Here is a 15,136-nt window from a genome sequence, read left to right on the forward strand (position 1 = left end):
TATTTAGGGGCGTAGTTCAATTGGTAGAGCACCGGTCTCCAAAACCGGGTGTTGGGAGTTCGAGCCTCTCCGCCCCTGCCAGTTACCAATTAAGTAATAACAAAATTTATACTTCTTTGTAGCCCAGTTAATTAACTGGGCTTTTTGTTATCTGTCGTCCTCTAAATCTTCCTTCGTAAGCATTAGTTATGCTTTAGTCTAACAAACCAACAACATACATTTCTCTATACCAATATATCAGTATGACACTATTGTTATTCATAATTAATGAAAAAAAAGCTTAAATTCTGGCGTTATTTATATTGATAACCATAGAGAAATCTAAGCTTTATTGATGGTTGATAGGCTGTTTTAATAGTTGTTGTATTAATGCTTGTTGATCACTGCTATTTAGCCAAACAGCAAATAAAGGTTTTTGAACAATATCCGTTGAGACTGGGGTAAGATCAGAATAAAGATCACGCCAATGTGTGGGGAGAAAGGCAACAGCATGTGTTGTTTTCATTAATTGATAGGCAATTATTGCTGAATTAGTGGTTAAAATAGGATCAATTTTCGGCTCTGTTCCATTTGGAAGAAAGGACTGAAAATCTGCACTCCACTCTATTTTGATAAATTGTGCTATTTCCTCTATTTTATTTGATCTTATTTTCATCAACTGAAAAGTAATATCACCAATAATTTTGCTTTCTAATTCATCCATCTTGGGTGCTTCAGTTGTAAAAAGAAGATCAAGTTCTCTTGCATGAAGTTGTTTTACAAGAGATTGCCTTGTAGAGACTCTAGATTCGATTCTGAGCTCCTTTCTTTCTAGATAAGATTCCTGTAACCAAGATGTTAGATAAGCTTCCCAGAGTGATGCTGTGGCGCCAATTGATAGCTCAGAATGTTGAGAAGCATGGCTAATTTCTTTTTTAGCTAAAAGCCATGTATTCATTAACGATTCAGCATAAGGAATAAGCCTTTCACCAGCAACAGTGAGGCGAATATTATTGCGGTGGCGGGTAAACAGATTTGTGCCTAATTGTGTTTCTAATTGCCGTATTCTAAAACTAACCGCAGATTGCGTTAAATAAAGAGATTCAGCGGCTCGGCCAAAGTGTCTAGTCTTACTGACTTCCAAAAAGGTTTTCAGTAATTCGGTATCCACATCTATCTCCAAAAAAATTTGTCGTTACGATTTAAATATTTTGTTTTACAGAACCGCATGACTATCTAATACTCCGCGCCATAAGTATGACGATAGAGAATTAGGAGTGTGTCAGATGGCAGAAAGTTTTATCACGACTAATCGTTTTTTTGACAATAAACATTATCCGCGTGGTTTTTCTCGTCATGGCGATTTCACTATCAAGGAATCCCAGATATTGGAACGTCATGGTCAAGCCTTTAATGAGCTTGATCTAGGTAAACGAGAACCTACAACTGAAACGGAAAAATTATTTGTTGCCATGTGTCGTGGCGAACGAGAAGCAGCAACGGTTGAAGAAAAAATTTGGAAGAAATATACCAGTCGTATAAGTCGTCCAAAACGTTTTCATACATTATCGGGTGGAAAGCCACAGCTCGATCCATCTGATGACTATACCGACTCTGATGATTAATATCATTAGTTTTAGTTAAAAGGAGCGTTTTTTCGCTCCTTTTTATTTATCCATCTAATTGCTTTTGTAAATAGATCATTAATCTATCCATTGCGCGAAAACTTAATGCTTCAATTAAATGATTTCGCTGTATTTTTTCTTCACCGGCAAGATCTGCAATTGTTCTCGATACTCTTAAAATTTTATGCCATGCTCGTATAGATAATCCTAATTTATTGAGTGTATCTTCAAGAAAAGTGGCATCACTGGTGTTTAATGAGCAATGACATTCAATTTCTTTTCCTGTTAAGTAAGTATTTACCTTTCCGCACCGTGCAAATTGTCGTTCTCTTGCTTTTGAAACTCTGGCTCTAATTGTCATGCTATTTTCTGTCGTAAATGAAGGATGAATAAGTGCACCTTGAGGAAGGAGGGGCATCTCGACAGATAAATCAAATCTATCCAGAAAAGGTCCAGAAACCTTGCTTAAATAGCGTAATATTTGTTTTATTGGTGCTCTATTATGATTGCCTTGATAATGCCCTGTTGGACTTGGGTTTAATGCGCCTATCAGTAAAACATTCGCTGGATAACTTATTTTGGCTTTGGCTCGTGAAATAGTAATTTCTCTTGCATCAAGTGGCTCACGTAATGCATCGAGTACACGTCGTTCAAACTCTGGCAATTCGTCTAAAAATAAAATTCCATGATGCGCTAAGGTGATTTCCCCTGGTTTAGGAAGCGTTCCACCTCCTGTTAAAGCAACCGCAGATGAAGTATGATGCGGTGCTCTAAAGGGTCTTAAAGGCCATTTTCGTTCATCAAATGTAATTCCTCTTAAACTACTAATGACTAAGACATCAAGTGCTTCTTTGGGGGTTAAAGGGGGAAGAAGCGTACTTATTCTTTGTGCTAACATTGTTTTCCCTGTTCCAGGTGGACCAAGAAATAAAATGTTGTGATTTCCTGCTGCTGTAATTTCTGCGGCTCTTTTTGCATTATTTTGACCAATTATATCGCTCATATCTTTATTATCTTGATTTTCAATTGCGTCATTAATAATAAATTCTTCCGCTTCAATTAATGGCGTATTATTTTCTAGATGATGACAAATTTCTAAAAGATGAGAGGCTAATAAAGCAGATCTATTTGGTAATAATGAAACTTCAGTCTGATGTTCTATTGATACAATGCATATTCGATGATCTTTTGAAGCGCTAAGGATTGAAGGAATAATGGCGTTTACTCGTTGAAGTTTACCAGAAAGTGCAAGCTCTCCAATAAACTCATAACGTTCTAATTTATTTGAGGTTAATTGCTCCGATGCAATTAATATTGCAAGTGCAATAGGTAGATCATAACGCGCCCCTTCTTTGGGTAAATCGGCGGGCGAAAGGTTAATTGTTATTCTTTTGGCTGGATAAATATATCCACTATTAATTAATGCGCTTCTTACTCTGTCTTTTGCTTCTTTAACAACTGTCTCAGGTAAACCCACTAATGTTAATCCGGGTAATCCTTGACTAATATGTGCTTCAATCGTAATAAGTGGTGCTGAAATTCCTAAAGAAGCACGAGTATATATTATTGCTAATGCCATTTTTTATTCTCCATTATTTTTTAATCTTTTTAATTTATTTTTTCTTGTGTGTTAAATGGAGCGTTAAATAAATGCGAGATAACTCTAAAAAAAGCAACGCATTGAAATATAATAAAAATATTGATTAAAGTGTAATTATTTAAAGTAATATAAAATTAATTAAATATATATTTATCCTCTAAATTTAAATAATAAAATTCAATAATGAAAAAAACAAAATAACATTAGTGAAAACAGTATTAATCACTAATAAATAAATAATTTACAGATTAATGCACTGTTAGTTGTTTGGGTTGTAAAAATATTTATAAAAATCATTATGTTGAGATTATTTTTAAAATAAACGTTGTCAATTCTAAAATATCATGATAACTCTAAAAGGACAGAGTGAAAGAAAACACAACAAACATACATTTAAATAAGAAAAGAAATTATAAAACTATGAATACAATCGTCCTAGTGATTAGCCTAATTATTGTCAGCGTGGTGGTGATTATTAACCCACCGTGCGGGGCTGCACTAGGACGAAGAAAGGCTAACTAAACTAGCCGGATCTCTTAAAAACCCCCGCACCGAAAGGCGCGGGGGTTTTTTTTGAGCCAGAGTTTAAAAAAGAGATTGAATAGAAAATAAATTTAAATTAAACAAGAAGTTAAGATGGCAGGGTGAGAAAATGAATGGAGCACAGTGGTTAGTACAGGCATTACGAAAGCAACAAGTTGAAACCGTCTTTGGTTATCCTGGTGGTGCGATTATGCCTGTTTATGACGCACTCTATGATGGCGGTGTTGAACATATATTATGTCGTCATGAACAAGGTGCTGCCATTGCTGCTATCGGTTTTGCCCGTTCTACAGGTACAACGGGTGTTTGTATTGCGACATCAGGCCCAGGCGCTACTAATGTTATCACTGGACTTGCCGATGCATTGTTAGATTCTGTGCCTGTTGTTGCCATCACGGGGCAAGTTGCTTCTGATTTAATTGGGACTGATGCATTTCAAGAGATTGATGTTTTAGGCCTTTCATTGGCATGTACTAAACACAGCTTTTTAGTCTCAACTGTGGATGAATTACCAAGAGTATTATCAGAGGCATTTTCTATAGCCTCTCAAGGTCGTCCTGGCCCTGTTTTAATTGATATCCCGAAAGATGTTCAATTAGCCGATGCTTCCCATTTATCAAGTTATGAATTACCTGAGGAGCAAGAATTTCCTTATCCAACACAAGAGCTAGCACAAGCTAAGCAGATGTTAGCACAGGCACAAAAACCTATTTTGTATGTAGGTGGTGGTGTTGCCATGAGCAATGCAGTGGAAACGTTAAGAGAATTTGTGAAGCAAACAGAAATGCCTGTTGTTTCCACTTTAAAAGGGTTGGGTTGTGCTGATGCGTTAAATGCTAATTATTTAGGTATGTTAGGTATGCACGGCACTAAAGCAGCAAATTATGCTGTTCAGCGTAGTGATTTATTAATTGCTGTTGGTGCGCGTTTTGATGATCGCGTTACGGGGCGATTAAATACTTTTGCGCCTAACGCCAAGGTTATCCATATCGATATCGATCATGCCGAATTAAATAAATTGAAACAGGCGCATGTTGCGTTATTGGGGGATGCCAAGGTGCTGTTGCCTGTTTTGTCTCAGTCGTTATCTATCGCATCTTGGCAACAAGAAGTACAAGAATTAAAAGCAGAACATGCTTGGCGTTATGATCATCCTGGTTCTGCAATTTATGCTCCTTTGTTATTAAAACAATTATCAGACGCCAAACCTAAAAATACCGTTGTGACAACAGATGTTGGTCAGCATCAAATGTGGTCGGCGCAACATATGACATTTGATGCACCTGAAAATTTTATCACCTCAAGTGGTTTAGGCACCATGGGGTTTGGTATCCCAGCAGCTGTTGGTGCTCAAATTGCTAGACCTGATGCTTGTGTTATCTGTGTCTCAGGTGACGGCTCTTTTATGATGAATGTGCAGGAGCTAGGCACAATCAAACGTAAACAATTACCAATTAAATTGGTGTTATTAGATAACCAACGATTAGGCATGGTTCGCCAATGGCAAGAGCTATTTTTTGAACAACGTTATAGCGAAACAATTTTAACGGATAACCCAGATTTTGTTGCTTTGGCAAAGGCATTTGATATTCCAGGGCAACGTATCACAGAAAAAGCACAGGTTGCTGATGCAATTGCATGTTTATTAGAGAGCGATGGCCCTTATTTATTACAGGTATCTATCGATGACGCTGAAAATGTCTGGCCTTTAGTTCCGCCGGGCGCAAGTAATGATGAGATGATGGAGAAATCAAAATGAACCAACACAATATCACAATTGAAGCCCGTTTTTGTCCAGAGATCTTAGAACGTATCCTGAGAGTTATCCGCCATCGTGGTTTTCATATATGCTCAATGAACATGAATATCACGGAAAGTAATAATATCAATTTAAGCTTGACTGTGAGCAGTCAGCGACCATTAGAACTTTTATGCAGCCAGTTAACAAAATTAGCTGATGTTGCAGGTATTCAAGTATTACATCAACAGAAAGAAAAATTACGATTCATGAGTGCACTCAGTGCCATGTAAGGATAAAAGAATGACAAAGCAAGCTGATTATATTTGGTTTAACGGTGAAATGGTTCCATGGGCTGAGGCAAAAGTGCACGTTATGTCTCACGCATTACATTATGGAACTTCTGTGTTTGAAGGTGTGCGTTGTTATGATTCTCATAAGGGACCGGTGGTCTTTCGCCATCGTGAACATATGCAACGTTTACATGATTCGGCAAAAATTTATCGTATGCCTGTTGAGCAAAGTGTTGATGAATTAATGGAAGCATGTCGCGCAACTTTACGTAAAAACAAATTGGTCAGTGCTTATATTCGCCCATTAGTTTTCATCGGTGATGTTGGTATGGGAGTTAATCCTCCGGCCGGTTATAAAACGGATGTGATTATCGCTGCATTCCCTTGGGGGGCCTATCTTGGTGAAGAGGCCTTAGATAAAGGTATCGATGCGATGGTTTCTTCTTGGCATCGTGCGGCACCAAATACTATTCCAACCGCAGCAAAAGCTGGTGGTAACTATTTATCTTCATTATTAGTGGGTAGCGAAGCGCGTCGTCATGGCTATCAAGAAGGGATTGCATTAGATGTTCATGGCTATTTATCAGAAGGTGCAGGTGAAAACTTATTTGAAGTAAAAGATGGAGTTATTTTTACACCTCCATTTACTTCGTCGGCTCTGCCGGGGATCACTCGTGATGCCATTATTAAACTGGCAAAAGATCTGGGTTATGAGGTACGTGAGCAAGTGCTTTCTCGAGAATCACTCTATCTTGCTGATGAAGTCTTTATGTCAGGTACAGCGGCAGAAATTACACCTGTACGTAGCGTTGATGGTATTCAAGTAGGTATCGGACGTTGCGGTCCTGTGACCAAAGCAATTCAAAAAGCGTTCTTTGGTCTGTTCACGGGTGAAACAGAAGATAAATACGGCTGGTTAGATCCAATCAATTCATAAACATAATCAAATAAATTTGTTTAGCGGGTAGATGTTCCCTACTCGCTTTCTTTATCGCAGGAGTGTGAAAAATGCCTAAATACCGTTCAGCAACAACGACACATGGTCGTAATATGGCTGGAGCCCGTGCCTTATGGCGTGCAACGGGAATGACTGATGCTGATTTTGGTAAACCCATTATCGCAGTTGTGAACTCATTTACGCAATTTGTACCAGGTCATGTGCATCTGCGGGATTTAGGAAAACTGGTTGCTGAGCAAATTGAAGCCGCTGGTGGTGTTGCTAAAGAATTTAATACCATTGCAGTTGATGACGGTATTGCCATGGGGCATGGTGGAATGCTCTATTCTTTACCATCGCGTGAGCTTATTGCCGATTCTGTTGAGTATATGGTTAATGCGCACTGTGCTGATGCGATGGTGTGTATCTCAAACTGTGACAAGATCACTCCAGGAATGTTAATGGCGTCTTTACGTTTAAATATTCCTGTTATTTTTGTCTCTGGTGGGCCAATGGAAGCGGGTAAAACGAAGCTTTCAGATCAACTGATCAAATTAGATCTGGTTGATGCCATGATCCAAGGCGCAAATCCAAATGTGAGTGATGCTGATAGTGAACAAATTGAGCGATCAGCCTGCCCAACGTGTGGATCGTGTTCAGGCATGTTTACGGCAAACTCCATGAATTGCTTAACAGAAGCGCTGGGATTATCTCAACCAGGAAATGGCTCATTACTTGCAACACATGCTGATCGTGAAACACTATTTATTAATGCGGGTAAGCGTATTGTTGAATTAACCAAGCGTTATTATGAAAAAGATGATGAATCGGCATTACCACGCAATATCGCCAAAAAAAAAGCCTTTGAAAATGCAATGATCTTAGATATTGCAATGGGTGGCTCGACAAATACGGTTCTGCATTTATTAGCAGCCGCCCAAGAAGGTGAGGTTGATTTCACTATGGAAGATATCGACAGACTTTCTCGCCAAGTACCTCATTTATGCAAAGTGGCACCAAGTACACAAAAATATCATATGGAAGATGTTCACCGTGCAGGTGGAGTTATGGGTATTTTAGGTGAATTAGACAGAGCCGGATTACTCAACCGCAATGTGAGTAATATCTTAGGATTAAGCTTGCCAGAAACGTTAGCGCAATATGATGTGATGTTAACACAAGATGAGCAAGTAAAATCAATGTTCCAAGCAGGCCCTGCAGGTATTCGTACAACAAAGGCTTTCTCTCAAAATTGTCGTTGGCCAACCTTAGATACTGATCGTGAAAACGGATGTATCCGTAGTAAAGAACATGCTTATAGCCAAGATGGTGGACTAGCGGTGTTATCTGGTAATTTAGCGGAAGATGGTTGTATTGTTAAAACTGCGGGAGTTGATGAAGATAATTTGATTTTTAGTGGCCCTGCAAAAGTATATGAAAGCCAAGATGATGCTGTAGAGGCCATTTTAGGTGGAAAAGTGGTTGCTGGCGATGTGGTGATTATTCGCTATGAAGGTCCTAAAGGTGGCCCTGGAATGCAAGAGATGTTGTATCCAACCTCTTATTTAAAATCAATGGGATTAGGGAAAGCTTGTGCACTTATCACTGACGGGCGTTTCTCTGGTGGAACATCTGGTTTATCTATCGGGCATGTTTCACCTGAAGCGGCAAATGGTGGCGTAATTGGTTTAGTGGAAGAAGGCGATATTGTTTCTATCAATATACCAACCCGTGAGATCGCATTAAAGGTAGATGATAAAACGTTATCTGTTCGTCGTGATGCACAAAATGCCCGTGGTGATAAAGCATGGACACCACAAAATAGACAGCGCCAAGTTTCGTTTGCCTTACGTGCTTACGCCTCTTTAGCTACTAGTGCTGATAAAGGTGCGGTGCGTGATAAATCTAAATTAGGGGGCTAAGAGATGGCAGCCTTTAGACCTTTAAATTCAGCGCCAAGTAGCGCTGAATATTTAAAAGCGGCGTTGAGCGCACCTGTTTATGAAGCCGCAATAGTAACTCCGCTTCAAGAGATGACAAAAATCTCTGAACGTTTAGAAAATACTATTTTAGTTAAGCGAGAAGACAGACAACCAGTTCATAGCTTTAAATTACGTGGTGCTTATACCATGATTGCGGGGCTGACTCCTGAGCAAAAAGCAAAAGGTGTCGTGACGGCGTCAGCGGGGAATCACGCTCAAGGTGTTGCGTTGTCAGCCAATCGAATGGGAGTAAAAGCACTCATTGTGATGCCAGTGGCAACAGCAGATATCAAAGTTGATGCTGTTCGACAATTTGGTGGGGAAGCGTTGCTTTATGGTGCTAATTTTGATGAAGCAAAAGCAAAGGCTATCGCGTTATCTGAAGAGATGGGATACACCTTTGTGCCACCATTTGATCATCCTGCTGTAATTGCAGGGCAAGCAACATTGGCGATGGAACTTTTACAACAAGATGTCCATCTTGATCGTATTTTTGTGCCAGTTGGTGGCGGTGGTTTAATTGCAGGTGTTGCCGTATTAATCAAACAGCTTATGCCAGAGATTAAGGTAATAGGCGTTGAAGCTGAAGAAGCGGCGTGTTTAAAAGCTGCTTTAGAAGCAGGACATCCCGTTGAATTAGCAAGAGTTGGATTATTTGCTGAGGGAGTTGCGGTTAAACGTATCGGTGATGAAACGTTCCGTTTATGCCAAAAATATGTTGATGATGTTATCACGGTTGATAGCGATGCAATTTGTGCCGCAGTAAAAGATTTATTTGAAGATGTACGTGCAATTGCAGAGCCTTCAGGTGCATTGGCATTAGCTGGGCTTAAAAAATACGTAGAAGAGCACCAAATCAAAGGTGAGCGTCTAGCACATGTTCTTTCTGGTGCAAATGTTAATTTTCATGGCTTACGCTATGTTTCTGAACGCTGTGAACTCGGTGAAAAACGTGAAGCGCTATTGGCGGTGACAATTCCTGAGCAGAAAGGGAGTTTCCTGCGTTTTTGTCAAATCTTAGGTCAGCGGGTTGTTACTGAGTTTAATTATCGTTATAGCGATGCTGATCCCGAAAATGCACGTATTTTTGTTGGTGTACGTTTAAGCCAAGGGCTACAAGAGCGTAAAGAAATTTTACGTGAACTCACGGTTGCAGGTTATCAAGTTGCTGATTTATCTGATGATGAAATGGCAAAACTGCATGTGCGTTATATGGTAGGTGGGCGTCCGAATAAACCACTTAAAGAGCGTCTATTTAGCTTCGAATTTCCAGAATCTCCGGGCGCTTTAATGAAGTTTCTAAAAACATTAGGGACTTACTGGAATATTACCTTATTCCATTATCGTAGCCATGGTACGGATTATGGACGTGTGCTGGTGGCATTTGAACTTCCTGAAACGGAAGGGCGTTTTGAGCGACATTTAGATGACTTAGGTTATGAGTATCATGACGAGACAGGAAACCCTTCTTTTCAATTATTCTTGTCACCGCAAACGGCAAGTTTAGTCGTGGAGTAATCGCCAAAAAGCACTGATAACAGGTTCTTGAAGGCGTTTGTGTAATGCGCAAACGCCCAATTCAAAAGGTTCTACCATTGAAATATTATCCAATGAAGAGATGCGATTACGCACAGGCTCAGGACAGTTATCAACGACAACCTGAGGGATAAGTGCAATACCACAGCCTAATGCAACCATTGAGACAATTGCTTCGTGTCCCGAAACCGTCGCATAAATCGAGGGATTATGGATACGATGGCGCTTAAACCATAGCGCGATCCGTTGTCGTGATGGACCATGTTCAGGAATGATAAACGGAATATTTAGCCAGTCTGGTTTTTCTTGCGTTGCAAGATGGCGAACATTACAAGGGAGTGCCGGTGCAATCAGTACTAAGGGGATTTCACCTATTTTTTCAAAACAGATATTTTCAGGAAGCTTTTCAGGTTTCCCTGCAATACCTAAATCTGCTTCATCAGATTGCACTTTATCGACCGCATCAGCCGCATCTCCTGTGGTGAGCTTTATTTCAACTAATGGATTTTCTGCACGAAAACGGTCAAGAATGGGTGGCAAATGGCTGTAAGCCGCTGTTACAGAACAAAACAGGCGTAACTCACCAGAAAGGCTGGGGCTATTTTGATTTAGCGTGTGCTTAAGTTGCTTATATTGCAACAAGGTTTGTTGGGCATAGCGCTTTAATTGTTCGCCAGCATCAGTAAGGGTGACTTGTCGGTTGTCACGTAAAAATAGGGGGTGGCCTAAGCTTTCTTCAAGACGTTGAATTTGACGAGAGAGCGTAGAAGGACTGACGTGCATCGCTTGTGCTGTCTTGGTGAAGTGACAACTTTCAGCTAAATGCAGGAAGAGTTTGAGATCACGAATATCCATTGCCAGCCACCTTAAGTGATAAAAAAGAACGTTGCATTTTTTGCAACACTATCTTGTAAATATATCAATTTAAGCAATGGCTTTCATCCCCTATAGTAAAGTCATGCAACACCTCACAGAAAGTGAGGATAATAATAGCAAACACATACACAACGATTTTGGAGTCTTCTATGACAAATTATTTTAATACATTGAATCTGCGTCAGCAGTTGTCGCAATTAGGTAAATGTCGCTTTATGTCACGTGAAGAATTTGCTGATGAAGCAAATTACCTGAAAGGCAAAAAAGTCGTTATTGTTGGTTGTGGCGCACAAGGCCTTAACCAAGGCTTAAATATGCGTGATTCAGGTTTGAATATCGCGTATGCCTTACGCCAAGAAGCGATTGATGAAAAACGTGCATCGTGGCGTCGTGCAACTGAAAATGGTTTTGAAGTCGGAACCTATGAAGCACTGATCCCTCAAGCAGATTTAGTTGTTAACTTAACGCCAGACAAACAGCACTCTGCTGTTGTTCAAGCTGTTCAACCGTTGATGAAATCAGGTGCAGCATTAGGTTACTCTCATGGTTTTAATATCGTTGAAGTTGGCGAAAAAATTCGTGATGACATCACCGTCGTGATGGTTGCACCAAAATGTCCAGGTACTGAAGTTCGTGAAGAATATAAGCGTGGTTTTGGTGTTCCAACACTGATTGCAGTTCACCCTGAAAATGATGCAAAAGGCGAAGGTATGGCCATTGCGAAAGCATGGGCGGCTGCAACAGGTGGTCATCGAGCTGGCGTTTTAGAGTCTTCTTTCGTTGCTGAAGTAAAATCAGATTTAATGGGTGAGCAAACTATTCTGTGCGGTATGTTACAAGCAGGCTCACTGTTATGTTACGACAAAATGGTTGCTGATGGCGTTGAGCCGGGATATGCAGGTAAGTTGCTGCAATTTGGTTGGGAAACCATTACAGAAGCCTTGAAGCAAGGTGGTATCACCTTGATGATGGACAGATTATCTAATCCGGCAAAAATGCGTGCCTATGCATTATCAGAACAATTGAAAGAGATCATGGCTCCGCTGTTTGCTAAACATATGGATGACATCATTTCAGGGAAATTCTCTGAGACAATGATGGCAGACTGGGCAAATAACGATAAAAACTTGCTGACATGGCGTGAAGAGACCGGAGCAAGTGCCTTTGAAAACTACCCTGAATATGAGGGAAAAATCAGCGAGCAAGAGTACTTTGATCACGGAGTATTAATGGTTGCAATGGTTAAAGCTGGTGTTGAATTAGCTTTTGATACGATGATTGAAGCAGGTATTTTTGCTGAATCAGCCTATTATGAATCACTGCATGAACTGCCATTAATCGCAAATACCATTGCTCGTAAGCGTTTATATGAAATGAATGTAGTTATCTCTGATACCGCAGAATATGGTAACTATCTGTTCTCATTCGCTGTTGTTCCTATGCTGAAAGAGTTTATGACAACATTACAATCTGGTGATTTAGCTAAAAAAGTTCAAGATAATGGAACAGATAACGCACAATTACGTGATATCAATGAAGCAATTCGCCAGCACCCAATTGAAGCAGTAGGTAAAACGTTGCGTGGGTATATGACGGATATGAAGAAGATAGCTGTTGCCAATTAATTTTCTGATTTTTCGTCACTCTTTACGCGATAAGTGCGTTGGCTTCGCTTGGTTACCCAAGTCACATACTTGTGTATGCTCCTTGGGATAACCTCCTTTGTCGCCTTCTTCTCACGTAAATAGCTTAGAAAAATAAGCGAAATAAGCGAAAAGTGAAGATTAAATTTTATTGAAAACCGTATTTCTTAATGGAATGCGGTTTTTTGTTTTTATAGTGTGAGGAAAATTGAAGGAGGGAATACTCAAGACTTTGAGCACTTTCTGCTACAATTATCCCCCCGTTATGTTCTTAGTTAATGAAGTTTGGAAAAAGTATGCGATTAAATCCCGGTCAGCAAAAAGCAGTAGAATATGTGTCAGGCCCTTGCTTGGTCTTGGCTGGCGCCGGGTCGGGTAAAACACGGGTTATTACCAATAAAATTGCACACCTTATTCGTCAATGCCAATACTCTGCAAAACAAATTGCAGCAGTTACCTTTACCAATAAAGCTGCGCGTGAAATGAAAGAGCGAGTTGCTCAAACATTAGGGCGTCAAGAAGCGAAAGGGTTGATGATCTCAACGTTCCATACACTGGGATTGGAAATTATTAAACGCGAATACAAAGCGTTAGGGATTAAAGCTAAATTTTCATTATTTGATGATCAAGACCAATCTGCGCTACTCAAAGAATTAACGGCGGATTTATTAGAAGAAGATAAAGACTTACTTTCTCAGTTAAAGAGCCAAATCTCTAACTGGAAAAACGATATGCTTACACCAGAACAAGCAATCGGAATGGCGAGATCGCAACAAGATCATACTTTTGCCGAATGCTTTCGACGTTATGAACAACATCTACGCAGTTGTAACGTACTCGACTTTGATGACTTAATTAGCCGACCAACCCTATTATTGCGTACAAATGAAGAAGTCAGAGAGCGCTGGCAAAGACGTATCCGTTATTTGCTGGTGGATGAATATCAAGATACCAATACAAGCCAGTATGAATTAGTAAAATGGCTGGTGGGTGAAAGGGCTCGTTTTACCGTTGTAGGTGATGATGACCAATCCATTTATTCATGGCGTGGTGCTCGTCCTCAAAATTTAGTGTTGTTACAAAAAGACTTTCCACAGCTCAATGTGATCAAACTTGAGCAAAATTACCGATCTTCAGGGCGTATTTTAAAATCAGCAAATATATTGATTGAAAATAACCCCCATGTTTTTGAAAAGCGCTTGTTTTCAGAATTAGGTTATGGTGATGAACTTCGAGTTTTAACCGCCAACAATGAAGAGCATGAAGCTGAACGTGTCGCGGGTGAGTTAATTGCTCATCACTTTATTAATAAAACTAATTATAAAGATTACGCGATACTCTATCGTGGTAACCATCAGTCTCGTATTTTTGAAAAATATCTGATGCAAAATCGTATTCCTTATCGTATTTCGGGGGAAACCTCCTTTTTTTCACGAGAAGAAATAAAAGATATTCTTGCTTATTTGCGAATCATTACTAATCCTGATGATGATGCGGCATTTTTACGTATTGTGAATAAACCTCGCCGTGAAATTGGACCGATGACAATCCAAAAATTAGGCGAATGGGCAAAAGTTCGAGATAAAAGCTTATATAATGCCTGCTTTGACTTAGGATTAAGTCAAACGCTAACGGGACGGGGCTTAAATTCATTACAAGCATTCTCACAATGGATGTCACGTATAGTGCAAAAATCAGAACGAGAGCCACTGCTGGCTGTGCGTGATTTATTGCATGAAATAGATTATGAAAGTTGGTTATATGAAACCTCAAGTAGTGCAAAAGCTGCGGAAATGAGGATGAAAAATATTAATCAGCTATTCTCATGGATGAGTGAAATGCTAGAAGGTGATGAATTACATGAACCTATGACGCTTTCTCAGGTGGTTAACCGCTTTACCTTGCGCGATATGATGGAGCGTGGTGAAACAGAAGAAGAGCTAGATCAAGTTCAATTAATGACATTACATGCCTCTAAAGGCCTTGAATTTCCACATGTGTTTTTAGTGGGAATGGAAGAGGGGATATTACCTCATCAAAGCAGTATCGACGAAGATAATGTTGAAGAAGAGCGACGCCTTGCTTATGTGGGCATTACTCGTGCACAAAAAACACTCACGTTTACATTATGCAAAGAAAGACGCCAATATGGTGAATTAATTCGACCAGATCCAAGTCGTTTTCTGTATGAATTACCTCAAGATGATTTAAATTGGGATACTAATAAAAAGAAAGTGTTGAGTGCAGAAGAGAAGCAAGAAAAAGGACAAAAAGGTGTGGCGGGATTAAGAGCAATGCTAGCAAAGCATAAACCTGAATAAGTTATTTGTTATTAAAACTAACCCCTTGGCATATAAATGTACAAGGGGTTTTTATTTTTTGTA

12 protein-coding genes and 1 tRNA gene are annotated in these 15,136 nt (G+C 39.7%); 10 read left to right on the top strand and 3 right to left on the bottom strand.

From position 1 onward, the window contains the following. Positions 1 to 5: 5 nt before the first annotated feature. Positions 6 to 81: transfer RNA gene (locus JEP40_RS16845), tRNA-Trp, on the top strand. A gap of 247 nt (positions 82 to 328) precedes the next feature. On the opposite strand, the gene hdfR is transcribed toward JEP40_RS16845, so the two are convergent. Continuing rightward, complete coding sequence (gene hdfR / locus JEP40_RS16850; RefSeq protein WP_198624495.1) at positions 329 to 1,150, bottom strand: HTH-type transcriptional regulator HdfR; 822 nt, start codon at positions 1,148 to 1,150, stop codon at positions 329 to 331. Between the two features lie 115 nt (positions 1,151 to 1,265). Here hdfR and JEP40_RS16855 point away from each other — a divergent pair, with 115 nt between their 5' ends. Further along, positions 1,266 to 1,604, top strand: coding sequence for a DUF413 domain-containing protein (locus JEP40_RS16855; protein ID WP_072070866.1), 339 nt, complete (start codon positions 1,266 to 1,268; stop codon positions 1,602 to 1,604). Between the two features lie 46 nt (positions 1,605 to 1,650). Here JEP40_RS16855 and JEP40_RS16860 read toward each other — a convergent pair whose 3' ends face one another. After that, on the bottom strand, positions 1,651 to 3,183 hold the full coding sequence (locus JEP40_RS16860; RefSeq protein WP_198624496.1) for a YifB family Mg chelatase-like AAA ATPase: 1,533 nt from the start codon (positions 3,181 to 3,183) through the stop codon (positions 1,651 to 1,653). A 441-nt stretch (positions 3,184 to 3,624) separates the two neighbouring features. On the opposite strand from JEP40_RS16860, the gene ilvL reads away from it, so the two are divergent. The 6 genes from ilvL (at position 3,625) to ilvA (ending at position 10,215) form a co-directional block, all read left to right on the top strand. After that, the gene (gene ilvL, locus JEP40_RS16865) at positions 3,625 to 3,726 is read left to right on the top strand and encodes an ilv operon leader peptide (protein WP_071788577.1); all 102 of its coding nucleotides are present in this window, start codon (positions 3,625 to 3,627) and stop codon (positions 3,724 to 3,726) included. Positions 3,727 to 3,856: 130 nt separating this feature from the next. Next, the gene (gene ilvG, locus JEP40_RS16870; RefSeq protein ID WP_198624497.1) at positions 3,857 to 5,506 is read left to right on the top strand and encodes an acetolactate synthase 2 catalytic subunit; all 1,650 of its coding nucleotides are present in this window, start codon (positions 3,857 to 3,859) and stop codon (positions 5,504 to 5,506) included. Continuing rightward, entirely contained in the window at positions 5,503 to 5,778 is a 276-nt protein-coding gene (gene ilvM / locus JEP40_RS16875; RefSeq protein WP_198624498.1) for an acetolactate synthase 2 small subunit, read from the top strand. The genes ilvG and ilvM overlap by 4 nt, the downstream gene beginning before the upstream one ends. A gap of 10 nt (positions 5,779 to 5,788) precedes the next feature. Continuing rightward, positions 5,789 to 6,715: a branched-chain amino acid transaminase gene (locus JEP40_RS16880; RefSeq protein ID WP_109410135.1), complete on the top strand. Its 927-nt coding sequence runs from the start codon at positions 5,789 to 5,791 to the stop codon at positions 6,713 to 6,715. 71 nt (positions 6,716 to 6,786) lie between these two features. Further along, positions 6,787 to 8,637 (top strand): dihydroxy-acid dehydratase, encoded by a 1,851-nt coding sequence (gene ilvD / locus JEP40_RS16885; RefSeq protein ID WP_198624499.1) that lies wholly within the window; start codon positions 6,787 to 6,789, stop codon positions 8,635 to 8,637. 3 nt (positions 8,638 to 8,640) lie between these two features. Further along, positions 8,641 to 10,215: a threonine ammonia-lyase, biosynthetic gene (ilvA, locus tag JEP40_RS16890; protein ID WP_198624500.1), complete on the top strand. Its 1,575-nt coding sequence runs from the start codon at positions 8,641 to 8,643 to the stop codon at positions 10,213 to 10,215. On the opposite strand, the gene ilvY is transcribed toward ilvA, so the two are convergent. Continuing rightward, on the bottom strand, positions 10,201 to 11,088 hold the full coding sequence (gene ilvY / locus JEP40_RS16895; RefSeq protein ID WP_166540242.1) for an HTH-type transcriptional activator IlvY: 888 nt from the start codon (positions 11,086 to 11,088) through the stop codon (positions 10,201 to 10,203). The genes ilvA and ilvY overlap by 15 nt on opposite strands. A 170-nt stretch (positions 11,089 to 11,258) precedes the next feature. On the opposite strand from ilvY, the gene ilvC reads away from it, so the two are divergent. Together ilvC and rep are read left to right on the top strand one after the other, a co-directional pair. Continuing rightward, entirely contained in the window at positions 11,259 to 12,734 is a 1,476-nt protein-coding gene (ilvC, locus tag JEP40_RS16900) for a ketol-acid reductoisomerase (protein ID WP_198624501.1), read from the top strand. 314 nt (positions 12,735 to 13,048) lie between these two features. After that, entirely contained in the window at positions 13,049 to 15,073 is a 2,025-nt protein-coding gene (gene rep / locus JEP40_RS16905) for a DNA helicase Rep (protein ID WP_198624502.1), read from the top strand. Positions 15,074 to 15,136 lie beyond the last annotated feature (63 nt).

The sequence above is a fragment of the Proteus vulgaris genome (assembly GCF_016239305.1).
GTDB classification, from domain to species: domain Bacteria; phylum Pseudomonadota; class Gammaproteobacteria; order Enterobacterales; family Enterobacteriaceae; genus Proteus; species Proteus vulgaris_C.